Here is a 16,916-nt window from a genome sequence, read left to right as displayed (position 1 = left end):
GGTGCGCCACAATCGCCGTCTCCGATGGGCTGCTATCCCGATCGCAGCGTCGCTCAGTCTCGTACTCGCAGGGTGCACGACTGCTCAGCTGAACGGGTTCCTGCCGGGCTTCGAGGACGGACAGCCTCCCGTCACCAACCACACCGAGCGCGTCTCGGGCCTGTGGGTCACGTCGTGGATCGTGCTGCTCGTCGTCGGCGTCATCACCTGGGGCCTGACGATCTGGGCCGTCATCGCCTACCGTCGCCGCAAGGGCCAGACCGGCCTCCCGGTGCAGCTCCGCTACAACATGCCGATCGAGGTCTTCTACACGATCGTGCCGCTCATCCTGGTGCTCGGGTTCTTCGCCTTCACCGCGCGCGATCAGGAGGCGATCGAGCAGCGCTTCGCCGATGACCAGATCGACGTCAAGGTCGAGGTCATCGCCAAGCAGTGGGCCTGGGACTTCAACTACGTGAACGAAGACGTCTACTCGCCCGGCATCCAGGGCCAGCTCTCCGACGAGGGGCCGAAGGGCTCGCTCGTCGAGTCCGAGGTGCCCACGCTGTACCTGCCCGTCGGCAAGAACATCGAGATCGAGCTCGAGTCGCGAGACGTCATCCACTCGTTCTGGGTCGTGGACTTCCTCTACAAGAAGGACATGTTCCCCGGCAAGACCAACTACATGTCGTTCGTGCCCGAACGCGAGGGCACCTACGAGGGCAAGTGCGCCGAACTCTGCGGCGAGTACCACTCGTTGATGCTCTTCAACGTGAAGGTCGTCTCCGATGCGGAGTACGAGGACTACATCGATTCGCTGCGCGATCTCGGCCAGGAGGGTCAGCTCTCGAACGAGTACGACCGCAACCAGAACCTGCCCGGAACGGGCGCGCCCGAACTGAAAGAGGAGCACGAAGGCGAATGAGCACCACGACCGCACCGGCTCGGCCGCAGTCGAGCAGCCTTCCCTTCGGCGCACCGAAGGTCGAACGCAAGGGCAACATCCTCGTCCGGTGGATCACCTCCACCGACCACAAGGTCATCGGGTACATGTACCTGATCACCTCCTTCGTGTTCTTCTGCATCGGCGGCGTCATGGCGCTGATCATCCGCGCCCAGCTCTTCGAGCCCGGTCTCGAGATCGTCCAGACCCGTGAGCAGTACAACCAGCTCTTCACGATGCACGGCACGATCATGCTGCTGATGTTCGCGACGCCGCTGTTCGCCGGTTTCGCCAACGTGCTCATGCCGCTGCAGATCGGCGCGCCCGACGTCGCGTTCCCGCGACTGAACGCCTTCGCGTTCTGGCTGTTCGCGTTCGGCTCGCTCATGGCGGTGTCCGGATTCTTCACGCCGCAGGGCGCCGCATCGTTCGGATGGTTCGCGTATCAGCCGCTCGCATCGACGACGTTCTCACCGGGTGTGGGCGGCAATCTCTGGATGCTTGGCCTCGGCCTCTCGGGCTTCGGCACCATCCTCGGCGCCGTGAACTTCATCACGACGATCATCACGATGCGCGCCCCCGGCATGACCATGTTCCGCATGCCGATCTTCACGTGGAACACGCTCGTCACCTCGATCCTCGTGCTGATGGCCTTCCCGGTGCTCGCGGCTGCGATCCTGGCGGCCGGCGCCGACCGTGTGTTCGGTGCGCACATCTACGACCCCGCCAACGGCGGCGTCATCCTGTGGCAGCACCTGTTCTGGTTCTTCGGCCACCCCGAGGTCTACATCATCGCCCTGCCGTTCTTCGGCATCGTGTCCGAGATCTTCCCGGTGTTCAGCCGCAAGCCGATCTTCGGCTACTCGACGCTGGTCTACGCGACCATCGCGATCGCCGCTCTCTCGGTCACGGTCTGGGCGCACCACATGTACGTCACGGGTTCCGTGCTGCTGCCCTTCTTCTCCTTGATGACCATGCTCATCGCGGTACCGACCGGCGTGAAGATCTTCAACTGGATCGGCACGATGTGGCGCGGATCGATCACGTTCGAGACGCCGCTCGTCTGGTCGATCGGCTTCCTCATCACCTTCGTCTTCGGCGGGCTCACGGGCGTCATCCTCGCCTCGCCGCCGCTCGACTTCGCGGTCTCCGACACCTACTTCGTCGTCGCGCACTTCCACTACGTCGTCTTCGGCACCGTCGTGTTCGCGATGTTCGCCGGCTTCTACTTCTGGTGGCCGAAGTGGACCGGCAAGATGCTCAACGAGACGCTGGGCAAGTGGCACTTCTGGCTGCTGTTCATCGGCTTCCACACGACCTTCCTCATCCAGCACTGGTTGGGCGTCGTCGCGATGCCGCGTCGGTACTACTCGTACCTGCCCGAAGACAACATCACCTGGATGAACCAGCTGTCGACCATCGGGTCGGCGATCCTGGCCATCTCGCTGATTCCCTTCTTCCTGAACGTGTACATCACCGCGCGTCGTGCGCCCAAGGTGACCGTGAACGACCCGTGGGGATACGGTCGCTCGCTCGAGTGGGCCACCAGCTGCCCGCCCCCGCGGCACAACTTCACCTCGATCCCGCGTATCCGTTCGGAGTCTCCCGCGTTCGATCTCAACCACCCCGAGGCCGGCATCCCCGTCGGCATCGGTGCGGGCAAGGATGCGCCCGATGCGCCCGTGTTCGACGTCGAGACGAAGGAAGTCAAGTAAGTGCGCGCGAATGTGATTCTCTTCTGGATCCTGGCCGGATTCTTCGCGGTCGCCGCGGCGATCTACATCGCGTGGACCGCGGTCGACGAGCTCGAGCCCGGCGTCGAATGGGTCGGACTGGTCGCCATCTCCCTGAGCGCCGTGCTCGCCGCCTTCATCGCGTTCTACCTCGGCCGCGTGCACAAGGCGCAGGGTGCGGAGCTGCCGGAAGACCGTCTCGACGCGAACATCGACGACGGCGACCCCGAGCTGGGCTTCTTCAGCCCCTGGAGCTGGTGGCCGATCATGCTCGCGGGTTCCGCGGCGCTGCTCTTCCTCGGGCTCGCGGTCGGCTTCTGGATCAGCTTCATCGCGGTCGGCATCGGCGTCATCAGCCTCGTCGGCTGGGTCTACGAGTACTACCGCGGAAACTTCGCCCGCTGACCCTACGGTTCTACACGCCGAACGGCCCTCACAATACGTTGTGAGGGCCGTTCCGGCGTTCCAGACGCAACAACTTCATTCGCTGCGTGCCGCTCGGTCCCATGCTGGGCCGTGAAGGGTTGGGCCGAGCGTCGCGCTCCTGGCAGCGTTCCGGCGTCTCGCCCGTTCAGTCTCCGCGCGCGTCCAGACGGAAGGTCAGCACCTCGACCGACACCGTCACCGATGAGCGGGCCGGGCTCCCGCTCGGTCGTTCATCGGCCGAGCGTACGTGGTGCGCCGTCGGTCCCATGTCGGTCAGCAGCTCGCGTTGTGCAGCGTCGATCTCTCGGCGGTATTCGACCGCGGCGCCCGTCTCGCGGGTGAAGCCGGCTTCGACCAGTGCCGCGGTCACCTTGGCGCCTTTGTCGTCGGAGATGCTCAGCATGGCGCCTGCGCGCTGAAGTTCGATGAGGTGGTCCTCGCGTGGCACGACGACGACGAGGATCCCGTCGGCTCGCATGACGCGTGCGTACTCGGCAGGATTTCGCGGAGCGAAGACGTTGAGCGCGATGTCGACGACGTCGTCGTTCAGGGGAAGTGGGCGCCAGATGTCGAGGATGACGCCGGTCGCGTCGGCGACGGCCCGCGCGGACATCCGCGCCGCGATGGGGGAGCGGTCGGCGGCCAACACCGGCGAGCCCACGTGTTCTCGGGCCACAGCGTTCGTGTAGTAGCCCGTGCCGCTGCCGAAGTCGGCGATGCGAGGCCGTGCCGACGGATCGCGCGCGGTGTGAACCTCCGAACGTCTCCACTGCCCGGTCGCCTGAACGACGGCGTGTGCGATCGGCTCGTACAGTCGGCTGTCGAGGAGCGAAGCCCTCGCCGCGAGCATCTCGCTGTCGTCGCCGATGGTGCGGGGCGCTTTCGGGGGGAGCAGGGTGACGGTGCCGTGCTTGGAGACATCGAAGCGGTGCCCGGTGTCGCAGCCGATGACGAGGCGTTGGATCGGCGCGAGACGACGCATGCAGATCGGGCACCGGAACCATGTCGTGTCCAACGACATGGTTCCGGTGCCCGATTCGGTGGTGCGGTTCAGCTGTTCAGCCGTCAGTGGTGTTCGCCGTGACCGGACTCGAGTTCGCCCTTGGTCACGGGAGCGATGCGATCCTCGAAGAACCAACGGGAGAGCGAGGCCCGGAACCGCTGACCGGCGGTGATCTTGCCGCGCGCATTGGGCCGGATCATGAGCGGGGCGTAGCTCTCGAAGCTCACCAGACGCCACCGGTCGTACTCGTCGAGGGGCTCGTGCACCTCGATGTACTCGCCGCCCGGGAGACGGACGATACGACCCGACTCGTAGCCGTGGAGAACGATCTCGCGATCCTTCTTCTGGAGGGCGATGCAGACGCGCTTCGTGATGAAGTACGCGATGAACGGACCGATGACGACGACGGCCTGGAGCGCGTGGATCACGCCCTCCATCGTCAACCAGAAGTGCGTGGCCAGGATGTCGGAGCTCGCCGCCGCCCAGAGCCCGGCGTAGAACGTGACGCCGGCGGCGCCGATGGCGGTGCGCGTCGGGGCGTTGCGGGGACGGTCGGCGATGTGGTGCTCGCGCTTGTCGCCGGTGATCCACGCCTCGATGAACGGGTACATCAGCACCAGCACGATGAAGATGCCGATGGCCACGAGCGGGACGATGATGTTGAACGACCACGTGCGGTCGAGCCAGACGAACTCCCAGCCCGGCGGAATGAGACGCAGGGCGCCGTCGGCGAAGCCGATGTACCAGTCGGGCTGCGTTCCGGCCGACACGGGGGACGGGTCGTACGGACCGTAGTTCCAGATCGGGTTGATGGTGAACAGCGCCGCGATCAGGGCGATGACACCGAAGATGATGAAGAAGAAGCCACCGGCCTTCGCCGCGTAGATCGGCAGGATGGGCGGGCCGACGGCGTTCTGCTGCGTCTTGCCCGGCCCGGCGTACTGCGTGTGCTTGTGGACGACCACGAACACGAGGTGCAGCGCGATGAAGGCGATGACCAGCGCGGGCAGGATCATGATGTGCAGCGAGTAGAGCCGGCCGACGATCTGAGTGCCGGGGAACTCGCCGCCGAAGATGAGGAACGAGGTCCACGTACCGATCACCGGGATGCCCTTGACCAGGCCGTCGATGATGCGAAGGCCGTTGCCCGAGAGCAGGTCGTCGGGAAGCGAGTAGCCGGTGAAGCCTTCGGCCATGGCGAGGATGAACAGCGTGAAGCCGATCACCCAGTTGAACTCGCGGGGTTTGCGGAATGCGCCGGTGAAGTAGATGCGGAGCATGTGCAGGCCGATGGCCGCGACGAACAGCAGCGCCGCCCAGTGGTGCATCTGACGGACGAAGAGGCCGCCGCGGACGTCGAAGGAGATGTCCAGGGTCGACGCCATCGCGACGGACATCTCGACGCCCTTGAGCGGAACGTACGAGCCGTCGTAGTGGACCTCTGCCATCGAGGCCTGGAAGAAGAACGTCAGGAACGTTCCCGAGATGAGGATGACGACGAACGAGAAGAGCGCGACCTCGCCGAGCAGGAACGACCAGTGGTCGGGGAACGCCTTGCGGCCGAGCTCCTTGATGAAGCCCGCGATGCTCGTGCGTTCGTTCACATAGACGGCCGCAGAGGTCGTGAACGACCGCTTCTGCGTGTCAGTGGTGGGCGATGCGGTACTCAATGACGCTCCCAGAAGCTCGGGCCGACGGGTTCGGTGAAGTCGCTCTGCGCGATGAGGTAGCCCTCGTCGTCGACCGCGATCGGCAACTGGGGCAGCGGGCGCTTGGCCGGTCCGAAGATGACCTCGCAGTGGTTGGAGACGTCGAACTGGGACTGGTGGCACGGGCAGAGCAGGTGGTGCGTGTGCTGCTCGTAGAGCGCCACGGGGCAGCCGACGTGCGTGCAGATCTTGGAGTAGGCGACGATCCCGTCGTACGACCAGTCTTTGCGCTCGGGCAGTTCGTTCAGGTCGCCGGGCTCGAGGCGCATGAGCAGGACGGCGGCCTTGGCCTTCTCGTCGAGCTTGCCGTGCTCGAGGTCGGTGAGACCCTCGGGGATCACGTGGAACGCACTGCCGATGGTGACGTCGGCGGCCTTGATCGGCGCACCGCTCGGGTCGAGCGTCAGGCGCGTGCCCTTGCTCCACATGGTGTGGCTCAGCAGCGGGACGGGAAGCTGGTCCTGGGGCGCCAGTCCGCGGAACGCGACCACGGCGGGAAGCGGGAACACGACGATCGCGGCGATGAGGCTGTTGCGGATGACCGAGCGACGCGTGAAGCCCGACTCGCGGTCGGCATCGGTGAACACCTTGACGGCCGCGGCCTGCGTCTCGGGCGTGCCGCCGATGGCGTGTCGCTCGTCGACGAGCTCGACGTCCTGCATCACGGACTTGCCCCAGTGCACGATGCCGATGCCGAGCGCGAGCAGCGCGAGCGCCGCGCCCAGACCGAAGAACAGGTTGTTCAGGCGCACGTCGCCCGCGTTGTTCGACTCCATCGGGAAGAGCATGTACGCGGCGACCGCCCACAGGCTCCCGACGATCGAGAGGTAGAAGAGCGTGTAGACCGTGCGCTGCGCGCGCTTCTCGCGCTGCGGGTTCTCATCGGTCACACGGGGTCGGTGCGCCGGGAAACCCGGGTTCTCGAACGCGTCCTGAACGATCAGCGCGGTGCCGGGCGAGGCATCGGATTCGTGCGCGGCATGCGACGAGTCGGCAGCGGCGAGTTCAGCTCCGCTGTTGTCGTCCTGGGCCATGGTTCTCCTTCTTCAGGTACTTCGGTACCGGCGTGCGCTAGTTGGACTTCGCCGTGATCCACACGGTGATCGCGACGATCGCGCCGAGACCGAAGATCCAGATGAACAGACCCTCGGCGACCGGGCCGAGCGAGCCCAGCTCGAATCCGCCGGGGGAGGCGTTGTCCTGGACGTACTTGAGGTACGTGATGATGTCGCGCTTGTCTTCGGGCGAGATGTTCAGGTCGTTGAACACGGGCATGTTCTGCGGGCCCGTGACCATCGCCTCGTAGATGTGGACGCCCGAGACGTCGGTGAGCGGGGGAGCGAACTTGCCCTCGGTGAGGGCGCCGCCCGCGCCGGCGACGTTGTGGCACATCGCGCAGTTGATGCGGAAGAGCTCGGCGCCGCTGGCCGCATCGCCGCCGCCGTTCACGAGGTGATCGGAGGGGATGTCGGGGCCCGGGCCGAGGGAGGCGACGTAGTACGCGAGCTGCTTGACCTGCTCATCGGTGAACTGGACCGGCTTCTCCTGAGCCTGCGGGCCCTGCATCTGCATGGGCATGCGGCCGGTGCCGACCTGGAAGTCGACCGCCGCGGCGCCGACGCCGATGAGGCTGGGGCCGTTGTCGGTGCCCTGGGCGGAGAGCCCGTGGCACGTCGCGCAGTTCGCCTGGAAGAGCTTCTTGCCCTCGTCGATGGTCTGCTGCGAGGTGGTGTCGGTCTCGGCCTGAGCGGTGGTGCCGGCGCTGAGCGCCGCGTACGCGCCTCCGGTGAAGACGAGGCCGATCGCGAGCAAGGCGACCGTTGCGAGCGGGTGCCGGCGGCCGGTGCGTCGCTTCTGGCGGTTCATGGGATTCTTCCTGTTCACGGGCATGCTGGGTCGGCGCTCCTGCTTGCGACTATTTGAGGACGTAGATGACAAGGAAGAGGCCGATCCAGACGACGTCGACGAAGTGCCAGTAGTACGAGACGACGATTGCGCTCGTCGCCTCCTTGTGTCCGAAGTTCTTGACCGCGAAGACCCGGCCGATGACGAGCAGGAACGCGATGAGGCCGCCGGTCACGTGCAGGCCGTGGAAGCCGGTCGTGAGGTAGAACGCGGAGCCGTAGGAGTTCGAGTCGAGCGCGATGCCCTCGGAGACGAGGGTCGCGTACTCCCAGACCTGACCGGAGACGAACACGGCGCCCATGGCGAAGGTGAGGAAGAACCACTCGACCATGCCCCAGTCCCACGGCTTCCAGCTGGTCGCGTAGGGCTTCATCTTCTCGGCCGCGAAGACGCCGAACTGGCAGGTCACCGACGACAGCACGAGGATGATCGTGTTCGTCAGGGCGAACGGGAAGTTCAGCACGCCGGCTTCTGCGGACCACAGCTCGGGCGACGTCGACCGCAGCGTGAAGTAGATCGCGAACAGGCCGGCGAAGAACATGACTTCGCTTCCGAGCCAGACGATCGTGCCCACCGCAACGGTGTTCGGTCGTTTGATCACGGGCGCGCTCGCCTGGAAAGTCATAGAGGTGCTCGTCACGAAGACCATTATGGCCGAAATCAGGGCTGAGTTTTCGTCATAGTCGGGGTCCGTGTCGGATCTCCAGAAGTAAGGTCGCCCTAACTTCCGGTGTGGATGCGCCGTGAATCAGCCGTGAATCCGCTCGCTAGGATCGAGACCATGCCCGCGGAAACGAATTGGCCCGACATCCTCACGACCCTGCTCGACGGCGAAGATCTCAGCGTTTCGGATGCCGCGTGGTGCATGGAACAGGTCATGACGGGCGCGGCGACGCAGGCGCAGCTCGCCGGCTTCCTCGTGGCATTGCGCGTGAAGGGGGAGACCGTCGACGAGGTCGTCGGGTTCCGAGATGCCATCCTCGAGCACGCGGTTGCGCTGCCGGTGGACCCGATGGCGCTCGACATCGTCGGCACCGGCGGCGATCGGTTCGGCACGGTGAACGTGTCGACCATGGCGTCGGTGGTGGCCGCGGCATCCGGCGTGCCCGTGATCAAGCACGGAAATCGCGCGGCGAGTTCGGCTTCCGGTGCGTCCGACGTGCTCGGCGCGCTCGGCATCGATCTCGCGATGCCGCCCGAGCGGGTCGCCGAGGTGCTCGAGGAGACCGGCATCACCTTCGCATTCGCGGCCGCGTTCCACCCCGGATTCCGGCACGCGGGCCCCGTGCGCGCGCAGCTCGGCGTGCCGACCGTGTTCAACTTCCTCGGCCCGCTCTGCAACCCCGCGCGCCCCGAGGCATCCGCCGTCGGCGTCGCGCATCTCGACCGCGTGCCGCTCATCGTCGGCGTGTTCCAGACCCGCGGCGCGACCGCCCTGGTCTTCCGGGGCGACGACGGCCTCGACGAGCTCACGACCACCGGCCACAGCCACGTGTGGGAGGTCTCGCGGGGCACCGTCAAGGAGCACGACCTCGACCCGCGCGACCTCGGCATCGCGCGCGCCCGGATCGATCAGCTCGCAGGCGGCGATGCCGCGCACAACGCCGAGATCGTGCATCGCGTCTTCGCCGGCGAGACCGGGCCGGTGCGCGACATCGTCGTGCTCAATGCGGCCGCGGGCCTCGTCTCGTTCGAGCTCGCGAAGGACCCGTCGCAGGTGCAGCGCGCGATCCTCGACCGATTCGCCGAGAAGATGGCCGTCGCCTCGGCGGCGATCGACAGCGGCGCCGCCGCACGCAAGCTCGACGACTGGATCGCGGCGACCCGGCGCGGATCGGCGGCATGAGCTGACCGGTGGCATGAGTCGGGCCCCGCGGCATCCGCGAGGCCCTTCTCATGCCGTTCGGAGCAGAGATCACTCCACGTCGTCGTCGACCCAGTCGAAGGTCTTCGTGACGGCCTTCTTCCAGTTGCGGATCTGACGGTCGCGCTCTTCGTCGTCCATCTTCGGCTCCCAGCGGGAGTCCTCCTGCCAGTTGGCGCGGAGCTCGTCGAGATCCGACCAGAACCCGACCGCGAGGCCGGCCGCGTATGCGGCACCGAGCGCCGTCGTCTCGGCGACGACCGGCCGCACGACCGGCACGCCGAGGATGTCGGCCTGGAACTGCATGAGCGTGTTGTTCGCGATCATGCCGCCGTCGACCTTGAGCTCGGTGAGGTCGACCCCGGAGTCGGCGTTCACGGCATCGAGCACCTCGCGGGTCTGGAACGCGGTCGCCTCGAGCGCCGCACGCGCGATGTGGCCCTTGTTCACGTACCGCGTCAGGCCCACGAGGGCACCGCGTGCATCCGACCGCCAGTACGGTGCGAAGAGCCCGGAGAACGCCGGGACGAAGTACGCGCCGCCGTTGTCCTCGACGGTCTTCGCGAGCTCTTCGACCTCGGGCGCGCTCGAGATGATGCCGAGGTTGTCGCGGAGCCACTGGATCAGCGAGCCGGTCACCGCGATCGATCCCTCGAGCGCGTAGTGCGCCGGCTCGTCGCCGAGCTTGTAGCCCAGCGTGGTCAGCAGGCCGTTCTTCGAGTGGATGATCTCGGTGTCGGTGTTGAAGATCAGGAAGTTGCCCGTGCCGTAGGTGTTCTTCGATTCGCCCGCGTCGAACGCGGCCTGTCCGAACGTGGCAGCCTGCTGATCGCCGAGGATGCCGGCCACCGGGACCTCGCGGAGGAGGCTCGAGAGACCGACGGTTCCGTAGACCTCGGAGGAGGAGCGGATCTCGGGGAGCATCGACTTCGGCACGTCGAACGCCTCGAGGATGTCGTCGCGCCACGAGAGGGTCTCGAGATCCATGAACAGGGTTCGGGACGCGTTCGTGACATCCGTCGCGTGGACGCCGCCGTCGACGCCGCCCGTGAGGTTCCAGAGCACCCAGGTGTCGGTCGTGCCGAAGAGCAGGTCGCCGGCTTCGGCCTTCTCGCGCGCGCCCTCGACGTTCTCGAGGATCCAGACGATCTTCGTGCCCGAGAAGTACGTGGCGAGCGGGAGGCCCACGATCGGCTTGAACCGTTCGACGCCGCCGTCGGCGGCGAGGCGGTCGACGATCGCCTGGGTGCGGGTGTCCTGCCAGACGATCGCGTTGTAGACCGGCTCGCCGGTGTTCTTGTCCCAGACCACGGCGGTCTCGCGCTGGTTCGTGATGCCCACCGCGGCGATGTCGTGGCGGGTGATGTTGGCCTTGCCGAGCGCCTGGCCGATCACCTCGCGGGTGTTGCGCCAGATCTCGGCGGGGTCGTGCTCGACCCACCCCGCCTTCGGGAAGATCTGCTCGTGCTCGAGCTGCCCGGTCGAGACGATCGATCCCTTCTTGTCGAAGACGATCGAGCGGGTGCTCGTGGTTCCCTGGTCGATCGCCAGGATGTAGTCGGCCATGACTTCCTCTCGTTGCTGCACGCCCCGATCGCCGAGGCACGCGATTCAGTGATGTACGGCGCCGCCCGATCCGACGGACCGGGCGGCGCTGCCCGCTAGGCGAGCACGGGCAGGAGGGCGAGCGCCGCCCAACCCGCCAGGAGACCTCCGAGGATCGGGCCGACGACCGGGACCCACGAGTAGGACCAGTCGCTGCCGCCCTTGCCCTTGATGGGCAGGATGGCGTGCGCGATGCGCGGACCGAGGTCACGGGCCGGGTTGATCGCGTAGCCGGTCGGGCCGCCGAGGGAGGCGCCGATGCCGATCACGAGGAGTGCGACGGGAAGGGCGCCGAGCGACGCGAGGCCTGCGGCCTCGCCGTTGAACCCGAATCCGATCACCACGAAGACCAGCACGAAGGTGCCGATCAGCTCGGTGACGAGGTTCCATCCGTAGGAGCGGATGGCGGGACCGGTGGAGAAGACGCCGAGCTTGTTGGCCGGGTCGGGCTCCTCGTCGAAGTGCTGCTTGTACGCGAGCCAGCAGAACACGGCGCCGATGATCGCGCCGACGAGTTGGGCGCCGATGTAGGTGAAGATGGACGCCCCGTCGATGGGGATGCCGGGCACGAATTCCGTGCCGCCCTTGCCGAGGATGTTCACGGTCAGCCCGAGCGTCACCGCCGGGTTGATGTGGGCGCCCGACGCGAACGAGACGATGACGCCCGAGAAGACCGCGAGGCCCCAGCCGATGTTCACCATCAGGAATCCGCCGTTGAATCCCTTGTTCTTGACGAGCGCGACGTTGGCGACGACGCCGCAGCCGAGCAGAACCAACATCGCGGTGCCGACCATCTCCGAAAGGAAGATGACTCCCAGATTCATTTCTACCCCCTTCGCGTGCGCCGCCTCATTGCGGTCGCACTGTCACCCTAGCCCCGTGCCCCGCGCTGGGGGAATGGCCGCGCGGGACATCCGACGAACCCCTTCCACGGCGGTCGCCTGCTGGCGTAGGTTGGCCGAGGGAGTGCTGCGTCGGCGTCGATGCACGGTTGCTCGGCGTCTCGCAGCCCAGGGGAGAGGACGAGCGTGAAGAAGATCATCAACGACCCGAAGCAGGTCGTCGAGGAGTCGGTCGCGGGATTCGGATCGGCGCACGCCGACATCGTGAGGGTCGAGCTCGACCCGGTGCACGTGGTCAGGGCCGATGCGCCGATCGCGGGCAAGGTCGGCATCGTCAGCGGCGGCGGCAGCGGCCACGAACCGCTGCACGCGGGATACGTCGGCTTCGGCATGCTCGACGCCGCGGTCCCCGGCGCGGTGTTCACCTCGCCGACCCCCGACCCGATCCTCGCGGCCACGAAAGCGGTCGACGGGGGTGCGGGGGTGCTCCACATCGTGAAGAACTACACGGGCGACGTGCTGAACTTCGAGACCGCGGCCGAGCTGGCCGGCATGGACGGCATCACGGTGCGCGCGGTCGTCACCGACGACGACGTCGCCGTCAAGGACTCGCTGTACACCGCAGGGCGCCGTGGGGTGGCGGGCACCGTGCTGGTCGAGAAGATCGCCGGCGCCGCAGCAGAACGCGGGGATTCGCTCGACGAGGTCGCCGCCGTCGCCGAACGCGTCAACGCCAACGCGCGTTCGATGGGCCTCGCGCTCACCGCCTGCATCGTGCCCCACGCCGGCGAACCGAGCTTCGACATCGGGGAGGACGAGATCGAGATCGGCATCGGCATCCACGGCGAGCCCGGACGCGAGAGGGTCGGCCTCGAACCGGCCGACCGCCTCGTCGACCGCCTGCTCGAGCCCGTCCTCGAAGACCTCCCGTTCGGTGACGGCGACCGTGTGCTCCTCTTCGTGAACGGCATGGGCGGCACACCGCAGGTTGAGCTCTACATCGCCTATCGCCGAGCCGCGGAGGTGCTCGCCGAACGCGGCATCGAGGTCTCCCGTTCGCTCGTCGGCAACTACATCACGGCGCTCGAGATGCAGGGCATGTCGATCACCCTCCTGAAGCTCGACGACGAGATGATCGAACTCTGGGACGCGCCGGTGCAGACTGCGGCGCTCCGGTGGGGACGATAGGGGCGCGAACGTGGGACTGGACATCAACTGGGCTGTCGACTGGGTGCGGCGGAGCGCCGAGGTCGTCGCGGAGCACCGCGTCGAGCTCATCCGGCTCGATCGCGACATCGGCGACGGCGATCACGGCGAGAACCTCGATCGCGGGTTCGAGGCCGTGGTGCCGAAGCTCGACGACCTCGCGGCCGGATCGACTCCGGGAGACGTGCTGAAGCTCGTCGCGATGACCCTCATCTCCACGGTCGGGGGCGCGGCGGGACCGCTGTACGGCACGGCCTATCTCAAGGCCGCGGCCTCCGCGGGCACGGATGCCTCGCTCGACGGCAGCGCGGTGGCGCGGATGCTGGAGGCGGCGCGAGACGGCATCGTGTCTCGGGGCAAGGCCGAATCCGGTGACAAGACCATGATCGACGCTTGGACGCCGGCCGTCGATGCCGCGACCGAAGCCGCCGCCGCCGGCGCGGATGCCTCGGCCGTGCTCGCCGCGGCCGCCGAGGCGGCGGCATCCGGCGCCGAGGCGACCGAGCCGTTGGTCGCCCGCAAGGGGCGGGCGAGCTACCTGGGCGAACGTTCGGTCGGCCATCGCGATCCGGGCGCCCAGTCGAGCGCACTGCTGCTGCAGGCGGCGGCGGACGCGGCCTCCGAATCGACGGGCGCCTGACGTGGGGGAGGGGAGCGTCGGCGTCGTCTTCGTCTCGCACTCGTCGAAGATCGCCGAAGGCCTCGTCGAACTCGCACGGCAGATGGCGGCGTCCGTCGCGCTCGTCGCAGCGGGCGGAACCGACGACGGTCGCATCGGCACGAGCTTCGATCGCGTGATGTCGGCGATCGACGAAGCCGACTCGGGCGCCGGCGTCGCCGTGCTCTGCGACCTCGGTTCGGCGATCCTGACCGCCGAGACGGCGCTCGACTTCCTCGACGACGAGCTCCGCGCGCGCGTGACGATCGTCGACGCACCGCTCGTCGAGGGGGGAGTGGCGGCGGCGGTCGCGGCCGAGTCGGGTGAGCCGCTCGATGACGTCGTGCGGGCGGCGCAGTCGGCGGGCGGTGCCCGGGAGCCAGAGAGGGCGGATGCCGCGGGGCCCGAGCCCGCGGCCACGGCGACGGCGACCGAGAAGGTCGGCGGCGAGGCATCCGCGGGCCCTGTGCGCACGGTCACGCTCGTGAACGACGACGGTCTGCACGCGCGTCCGGCGGCGGAACTCGTGAAGCTCGCGAGCACGTTCGACCAGCGCGTCACCGTGAACGGCACCGATGCCCGGAGCCTGCTCGCGATCATGTCGCTCGGGCTCACCAAGGGCGCGTCGCTCGAGATCGCGAGTGAGGATCCGGCCGCATCGAATGCCGTCGACGCGATCGCCGAGCTCGTGGAATCGGGCTTCGGCGAATCCTGAGACGTCGGGGGAGGCGGCGACTCAGTTGCCGCCGGCGACCCTGATGTCGGCGCCCGAGGTGTACGAGGCATCCGTCGACATCAGGTAGACGACGGCGCCGGCGATCTCGTGCACCTCGCCCGGCCTGCGCATCGGGATGCCCGGGGCCCGCTCGTCGGGCGCGTTCGGCCGCCCGGCGGCGGCGTGGATCTCGGTCCGCGTCGTTCCGGGCGAGACCGTGTTGACGCGCACGCCGGCAGGACCGAACTCCTTGGACGCCCCCGTGGTCAGCGCATTCAGCGCGGCCTTGCTCATGGCGTAGGTGATGTAGGTGTTCGGCGACCCGCTCTTCGCGGCTCCCGACGAGATGTTCACGACGCTGCCGCCGGCCCCGCCGCGCTCCGTCGACATGTGCGCGATCGCCGACTGGGTGACCACGATGGGGGCGAGCACGTTGACCCGGAAGACCAACTCGGTCTCCTCGAGCGGCGCGTCGAGGAACGGCCCGATGCGCCCGGTGATGCCGGCGTTGTTCACGAGGCCGGTGATCATGCCGAACGCGGCGATCGCCTGCGGCACGACCTGCGCCGCCGCGTCGAGATCGGCCATGTCGACCCGGAGCAGCAGCACGCGGGCACCGGATGCCTCGCATTCGGCGACGACGCGCTCGGCGTCGTCGAGGCGGTCTCGGTACGTCAGCACGAGGTCGTGCCCCTCGGCCGCGAGCCGTCGGGCGATCTCGGCGCCGATTCCGCGGCTCGCGCCGGTGATGATCGTGACGGGTCGGGCAGCGGCATCCGGGGTCATGCGAACAGCCTATGACGGCGTGCGCACCGGCGGCTCGGCCGAGTCCGATGCTGGCGGCGACGGGCGTGGGGGCGTAGCATCCGCTCATGGCACGCACGGTGGCGAGCCCGCCTGAGGGCAAGACCGGAAACGCATACACCCGATTCTTCGAGAGGGTCGATCGGGCACTGTCGCCCGCGTTCGGCGGCGCGACCGTCGTCGAGGACCATCCCGAGGACACCACGCCGATCGCCGAACGCCTCTGCCCGGTCTGCGGGCATGCGATGGGGGAGCACGTGATCGATCATTCGACGCCCGAATCGATACTCGAATGCCCGACCAGCCGGCGGCTGCCGGAGCGGCCGATCGACGTGCCGCTCAACGAATTCGGCATGCCGATCGGGGAGCGGGGCTCCGCTCAGTAGCGCGCCGAGAACGCTCCGTCGGCCTTCAGGAGTTGGCCCGAGACCCAGCGACCGGCCGGCGAGACCAGGAACGCCACGACCTCGGCGATGTCGTGCGGGGTTCCGAGGCGGCCGAGCGGATGCAGCGACTCGAGCTCTCGACCGAACTCGGGCGTGATCCACCCCGTGTCGATCGGACCCGGGTTCAGGACGTTCGCGGAGATGCCCCGCGGTCCGAGTTCGCGCGCGGCGGAGATGACCAGCCGATCGAGGGCACCCTTCGAAGCGCCGTACGGCAGGTTGCCGGTCGTGTGATCGCTCGTGAGCGCGACGATCGCGCCGCCGTCGGCCGGAACCTGGCGAGCGAAGGCCGCGATCATCAGCAGGCTGGCGCGCGCATTGACGGCGACATGGCGGTCGAAGCTCTCGGCCGTGGTGTCGAGGATGCCCGACTCGATGTCATGCGCGTGGCTGAGCACGAGCGCCGTGATCGGGCCGCGCTCCTGCCGGACCGCATCGATGAGCGCGCCGGGGGCTTCGGGCTGCGAGAGGTCGCACGGGAAATCGGCGTCGAGCAGATCGCTGGTCGCGACATCCCACCCGTCGTCGAGGAGTCGGGGGACGATGCCGGCGGCGATGCTGTCGGCGCGCGCGGCACCGGTGACGAGAGCGAGGGGCATGCGACCAAACTATCGGGCCACGCGCGGCTCAACCCTTCTGCAACGCCTCGGCGAGCATCACGAGGATGCCGCTCGGCCCGCGCAGGTAGGTGAGCTTGTAGACGTCCTGGTAGGTGGCCACGCCGCGGAGCGGATGGCACCCGTGCCTCGCGGCGACCTCGAGCGCCGCGTCGAGGTCGTCGACCGAGAACGCCACCCGGTGCATGCCGATCTCGTTGGGGAGCGTGGGCTCGGTCTCGATCGCATCGGGGTGGAGGTACTCGAAGAGTTCGAGCCGGCCGTGCCCGTCGGGCGTCTGCAGCATCGCGATCTTGGCGTGGTTGCCGTCGAGGCCCACGGCGGTGTCGGTCCATTCGCCGCTGACGGTGTCACGGCCGATGACGCTCAGGCCGAGGTCGGTGAAGAACGCGATCGTGGCTTCGAGGTCGCGAACCGCGATGCCGACGTTCTCGAGTTTGATGGGCATGCGTGCATGCTAC

General features: G+C 67.7%; 18 protein-coding genes. 8 read left to right on the top strand and 10 right to left on the bottom strand.

The window, feature by feature from the left end; genetic code table 11:
• Nucleotide 1: 1 nt before the first annotated feature.
• The 3 genes from ctaC to GQQ92_RS04265 are packed head-to-tail and all read left to right on the top strand — an operon-like array spanning nucleotide 2 to nucleotide 3,060.
• Nucleotides 2-904, top strand: a complete 903-nt coding sequence (ctaC, locus tag GQQ92_RS04275) for an aa3-type cytochrome oxidase subunit II (protein WP_156997941.1) — start codon at nucleotides 2-4, stop codon at nucleotides 902-904.
• Complete coding sequence (ctaD, locus tag GQQ92_RS04270; RefSeq protein ID WP_156997940.1) at nucleotides 901-2,637, top strand: aa3-type cytochrome oxidase subunit I; 1,737 nt, start codon at nucleotides 901-903, stop codon at nucleotides 2,635-2,637. The genes ctaC and ctaD overlap by 4 nt, the downstream gene beginning before the upstream one ends.
• Nucleotides 2,638-3,060 carry a cytochrome c oxidase subunit 4 gene (locus tag GQQ92_RS04265; protein ID WP_156997939.1) on the top strand — a complete coding sequence of 141 codons (423 nt, stop codon included), beginning with the start codon at nucleotides 2,638-2,640 and terminating at the stop codon, nucleotides 3,058-3,060.
• 166 nt (nucleotides 3,061-3,226) lie between these two features.
• On the opposite strand, the gene GQQ92_RS04260 is transcribed toward GQQ92_RS04265, so the two are convergent.
• From GQQ92_RS04260 to ctaE, 5 genes are read right to left on the bottom strand one after another with little or no spacing between them, the layout of a single operon-like run.
• Nucleotides 3,227-4,219, bottom strand: coding sequence for a putative RNA methyltransferase (locus tag GQQ92_RS04260; RefSeq protein ID WP_156997938.1), 993 nt, complete (start codon nucleotides 4,217-4,219; stop codon nucleotides 3,227-3,229).
• Complete coding sequence (gene qcrB, locus GQQ92_RS04255) at nucleotides 4,147-5,766, bottom strand: cytochrome bc1 complex cytochrome b subunit (RefSeq protein ID WP_197738097.1); 1,620 nt, start codon at nucleotides 5,764-5,766, stop codon at nucleotides 4,147-4,149. Before qcrB ends, GQQ92_RS04260 begins: the two co-directional genes overlap by 73 nt.
• A complete protein-coding gene (qcrA, locus tag GQQ92_RS04250; protein WP_156997936.1) occupies nucleotides 5,751-6,827 on the bottom strand; it encodes a cytochrome bc1 complex Rieske iron-sulfur subunit in 1,077 nt (358 codons plus the stop codon). The genes qcrB and qcrA overlap by 16 nt, the downstream gene beginning before the upstream one ends.
• A 37-nt stretch (nucleotides 6,828-6,864) precedes the next feature.
• A complete protein-coding gene (qcrC, locus tag GQQ92_RS04245) occupies nucleotides 6,865-7,659 on the bottom strand; it encodes a cytochrome bc1 complex diheme cytochrome c subunit (protein ID WP_156997935.1) in 795 nt (264 codons plus the stop codon).
• Nucleotides 7,660-7,708: 49 nt separating this feature from the next.
• Nucleotides 7,709-8,347, bottom strand: a complete 639-nt coding sequence (ctaE, locus tag GQQ92_RS04240; RefSeq protein ID WP_197738057.1) for an aa3-type cytochrome oxidase subunit III — start codon at nucleotides 8,345-8,347, stop codon at nucleotides 7,709-7,711.
• 132 nt (nucleotides 8,348-8,479) lie between these two features.
• Here ctaE and trpD point away from each other — a divergent pair, with 132 nt between their 5' ends.
• Entirely contained in the window at nucleotides 8,480-9,544 is a 1,065-nt protein-coding gene (gene trpD, locus GQQ92_RS04235; RefSeq protein WP_156997934.1) for an anthranilate phosphoribosyltransferase, read from the top strand.
• A 69-nt stretch (nucleotides 9,545-9,613) separates the two neighbouring features.
• Here the strand turns inward: trpD and glpK are convergent, their stop codons facing one another.
• A complete protein-coding gene (gene glpK, locus GQQ92_RS04230; RefSeq protein WP_156997933.1) occupies nucleotides 9,614-11,128 on the bottom strand; it encodes a glycerol kinase GlpK in 1,515 nt (504 codons plus the stop codon).
• A gap of 95 nt (nucleotides 11,129-11,223) precedes the next feature.
• Nucleotides 11,224-11,991, bottom strand: a complete 768-nt coding sequence (locus GQQ92_RS04225; RefSeq protein ID WP_156997932.1) for an MIP/aquaporin family protein — start codon at nucleotides 11,989-11,991, stop codon at nucleotides 11,224-11,226.
• Between the two features lie 204 nt (nucleotides 11,992-12,195).
• Between GQQ92_RS04225 and dhaK the strand changes: the two genes are divergently transcribed.
• From dhaK to dhaM, 3 genes are read left to right on the top strand one after another with little or no spacing between them, the layout of a single operon-like run.
• Nucleotides 12,196-13,197: a dihydroxyacetone kinase subunit DhaK gene (gene dhaK, locus GQQ92_RS04220; protein ID WP_156997931.1), complete on the top strand. Its 1,002-nt coding sequence runs from the start codon at nucleotides 12,196-12,198 to the stop codon at nucleotides 13,195-13,197.
• Between the two features lie 10 nt (nucleotides 13,198-13,207).
• A complete protein-coding gene (dhaL, locus tag GQQ92_RS04215; RefSeq protein ID WP_156997930.1) occupies nucleotides 13,208-13,855 on the top strand; it encodes a dihydroxyacetone kinase subunit DhaL in 648 nt (215 codons plus the stop codon).
• Between the two features lies 1 nt (nucleotide 13,856).
• Nucleotides 13,857-14,588 carry a dihydroxyacetone kinase phosphoryl donor subunit DhaM gene (gene dhaM, locus GQQ92_RS04210; RefSeq protein WP_232057478.1) on the top strand — a complete coding sequence of 244 codons (732 nt, stop codon included), beginning with the start codon at nucleotides 13,857-13,859 and terminating at the stop codon, nucleotides 14,586-14,588.
• A 21-nt stretch (nucleotides 14,589-14,609) separates the two neighbouring features.
• Here dhaM and GQQ92_RS04205 read toward each other — a convergent pair whose 3' ends face one another.
• A complete protein-coding gene (locus GQQ92_RS04205; RefSeq protein WP_156997929.1) occupies nucleotides 14,610-15,374 on the bottom strand; it encodes an SDR family NAD(P)-dependent oxidoreductase in 765 nt (254 codons plus the stop codon).
• A gap of 86 nt (nucleotides 15,375-15,460) precedes the next feature.
• Here GQQ92_RS04205 and GQQ92_RS04200 point away from each other — a divergent pair, with 86 nt between their 5' ends.
• Complete coding sequence (locus GQQ92_RS04200) at nucleotides 15,461-15,778, top strand: hypothetical protein (protein WP_156997928.1); 318 nt, start codon at nucleotides 15,461-15,463, stop codon at nucleotides 15,776-15,778.
• Here the strand turns inward: GQQ92_RS04200 and GQQ92_RS04195 are convergent.
• Nucleotides 15,772-16,437, bottom strand: a complete 666-nt coding sequence (locus GQQ92_RS04195) for an SDR family NAD(P)-dependent oxidoreductase (protein WP_156997927.1) — start codon at nucleotides 16,435-16,437, stop codon at nucleotides 15,772-15,774. The two genes, GQQ92_RS04200 and GQQ92_RS04195, sit on opposite strands and share 7 nt — an antisense overlap.
• A gap of 28 nt (nucleotides 16,438-16,465) precedes the next feature.
• On the bottom strand, nucleotides 16,466-16,903 hold the full coding sequence (locus GQQ92_RS04190) for a VOC family protein (RefSeq protein WP_156997926.1): 438 nt from the start codon (nucleotides 16,901-16,903) through the stop codon (nucleotides 16,466-16,468).
• Nucleotides 16,904-16,916 lie beyond the last annotated feature (13 nt).

Source organism: Agromyces terreus (assembly GCF_009749465.1).
In the GTDB taxonomy this organism is placed as follows: Bacteria; Actinomycetota; Actinomycetes; order Actinomycetales; family Microbacteriaceae; genus Agromyces; species Agromyces terreus.
The sequence above is the reverse complement of the archived record's forward strand: the minus strand, read 5'-3'. Positions and strand labels throughout refer to the sequence as shown.

Coding starts and splice junctions, on each gene's coding strand:
- GQQ92_RS04190 (WP_156997926.1), bottom strand. CDS start 16,903: ATGCCCATCAAACTCGAGAACGTCGGCATCGCGGTTCGCGACCTCGAA.
- qcrC (WP_156997935.1), bottom strand. CDS start 7,659: ATGAACCGCCAGAAGCGACGCACCGGCCGCCGGCACCCGCTCGCAACG.
- ctaD (WP_156997940.1), top strand. CDS start 901: ATGAGCACCACGACCGCACCGGCTCGGCCGCAGTCGAGCAGCCTTCCC.
- GQQ92_RS04200 (WP_156997928.1), top strand. CDS start 15,461: ATGGCACGCACGGTGGCGAGCCCGCCTGAGGGCAAGACCGGAAACGCA.
- trpD (WP_156997934.1), top strand. CDS start 8,480: ATGCCCGCGGAAACGAATTGGCCCGACATCCTCACGACCCTGCTCGAC.
- qcrA (WP_156997936.1), bottom strand. CDS start 6,827: ATGGCCCAGGACGACAACAGCGGAGCTGAACTCGCCGCTGCCGACTCG.
- GQQ92_RS04195 (WP_156997927.1), bottom strand. CDS start 16,437: ATGCCCCTCGCTCTCGTCACCGGTGCCGCGCGCGCCGACAGCATCGCC.
- GQQ92_RS04225 (WP_156997932.1), bottom strand. CDS start 11,991: ATGAATCTGGGAGTCATCTTCCTTTCGGAGATGGTCGGCACCGCGATG.
- glpK (WP_156997933.1), bottom strand. CDS start 11,128: ATGGCCGACTACATCCTGGCGATCGACCAGGGAACCACGAGCACCCGC.
- ctaE (WP_197738057.1), bottom strand. CDS start 8,347: ATGGTCTTCGTGACGAGCACCTCTATGACTTTCCAGGCGAGCGCGCCC.
- GQQ92_RS04205 (WP_156997929.1), bottom strand. CDS start 15,374: ATGACCCCGGATGCCGCTGCCCGACCCGTCACGATCATCACCGGCGCG.